Raw genomic sequence first — 1,477 nt, 5'->3', positions numbered from 1 at the left:
TGTCTATCTGGACTGCGACCAGCGAGAGTAATCTATCGGGTAAATTCTTTGCAATTATGTGGATGATCGGCGCATTCGTAGCTTGCTCGATGGAACACTGCGTGGCAAATATGTTTATCCTAACTGAAGGCATCATCGCTAAAGGCCACTACCTTGCGGCTGCAGGTGGCGATGTAAACACTCTTGCAAGCTCGCTTCACGGCGTAACGGCAGCTCAAATAGATTCAATAAACTGGGGAAATTTCATCGTTAAAAATATGATCCCAGTTACGCTAGGCAACATCTGCGGCGGTCTATTTTTCGTAGGCTTGGTCGGATTTATGGTAAATAAATACGACATGAAAAAGAAAGACTAATCTATCGCGCTTCAGCACGATATAAACAAAATACGGCGCGGCACTTTGCCGCGCATTTTTAGTTTCTTAAATTTTAAAAATTCCGATGCGTAAAATTTCATTTGATCCAAAATTTTAGACGAAATCCTAAGCGAAATTCGGGATGAAATTCCAAAACCAAGCTCTTGATAAAAATTTTACGCTGTAAATTTAGGCAAAATTCTACTCTGCAACTTTAGACAAAATTTCGCGCTTAAGCCGTAACGTAAGCCGCATAAATGCTTTAAAAACTCTAGCCCGAGCCTAAACACAGTAGCTAAGCAATCTGTCGTAGTCTAGGATCAAAAACTCGTGCTGGCTGATTTTTTGAATTACGTTATCTTTTACAAGCTCGTTAAACGCGGTACTCGCGCTTTGGCGCTTGAGCCCCACGAAGGATGAAAGCACCTTTAGCGAAAAGGGCAAAAAGACGTATTTGTAGCCGTTTTGATGAAAATTCTGCTCGTTTGCAAGCTCGATCAAAAAGCTCGCGATGCGCCCTTTTGCATTTTCAAAAAGTATAGAGCGTGTGATTTTGCGCTGCAGCAGAATTATCTCTGTTAAAATTTTTATATATGCCTCGCAAAAGCTGCGATTTGCCAAGATCTCTCCGAGTCCGCTCGCATCGATCGTGTAAATCTCGCTGTCCTCTAAAAACTCAAGCGCGCAAATTTCATTAAGAATGGTAATATTGTCCTTATTTAGGTAGTTGATGATGAATTCTTCGCCGTCTTCAAAAAACGAAAGCTTCGCCTGCCCGCTTTTAAAAATAAAAACTTTAGGCGCCTCGCTATAAAAAACATAGCCTTTTTTGATGACTTGGTGCTCGAACATTGCAAGCTCCTCGTCGCTAAGCGTGGCGATAGCCTCGGTTTGCAGTAGTCCCAGCCGCGATTTTTCCATATAACCTCCAAAAGCTAAGAATTATACAATGAAATATTTAGACAAAGATAAAGCTGCGCGGATTAAATTTACCATCCGCACTATAGCTGCGCATCTAGGTCGCCTAAGCTAATAAATTTTATATTCTAAATTTTACCCGCGCTTTGCATCGCGTAAAATTTCAAAAATTTATTGAGCCTTATGTGGCGAAATTATAGCCA

At 41.1% G+C, this 1,477-nt stretch carries 2 protein-coding genes; one reads left to right on the top strand and one right to left on the bottom strand.

Features of this window, described 5'->3' with window-relative positions; genetic code table 11:
• Positions 1–356, top strand: a 356-nt coding sequence (locus tag Q0236_RS07295) for a formate/nitrite transporter family protein (protein ID WP_297916502.1), incomplete at its 5' end; no start/stop codon positions are given.
• A 282-nt stretch (positions 357–638) separates the two neighbouring features.
• On the opposite strand, the gene Q0236_RS07290 is transcribed toward Q0236_RS07295, so the two are convergent.
• Positions 639–1,277: a Crp/Fnr family transcriptional regulator gene (locus tag Q0236_RS07290; RefSeq protein ID WP_005871915.1), complete on the bottom strand. Its 639-nt coding sequence runs from the start codon at positions 1,275–1,277 to the stop codon at positions 639–641.
• Between the last annotated feature and the right edge of the window lie 200 nt (positions 1,278–1,477).

Source organism: uncultured Campylobacter sp., from assembly GCF_938031315.1.
Lineage (GTDB): Bacteria > Campylobacterota > Campylobacteria > Campylobacterales > Campylobacteraceae > Campylobacter_B.
The sequence above is the reverse complement of the archived record's forward strand: the minus strand, read 5'-3'. Positions and strand labels throughout refer to the sequence as shown.

Excerpts from the sequence above, each read along its gene's own strand:
- Q0236_RS07290 (WP_005871915.1), bottom strand. The coding sequence starts at position 1,277 with ATGGAAAAATCGCGGCTGGGACTACTGCAAACCGAGGCTATCGCCACG.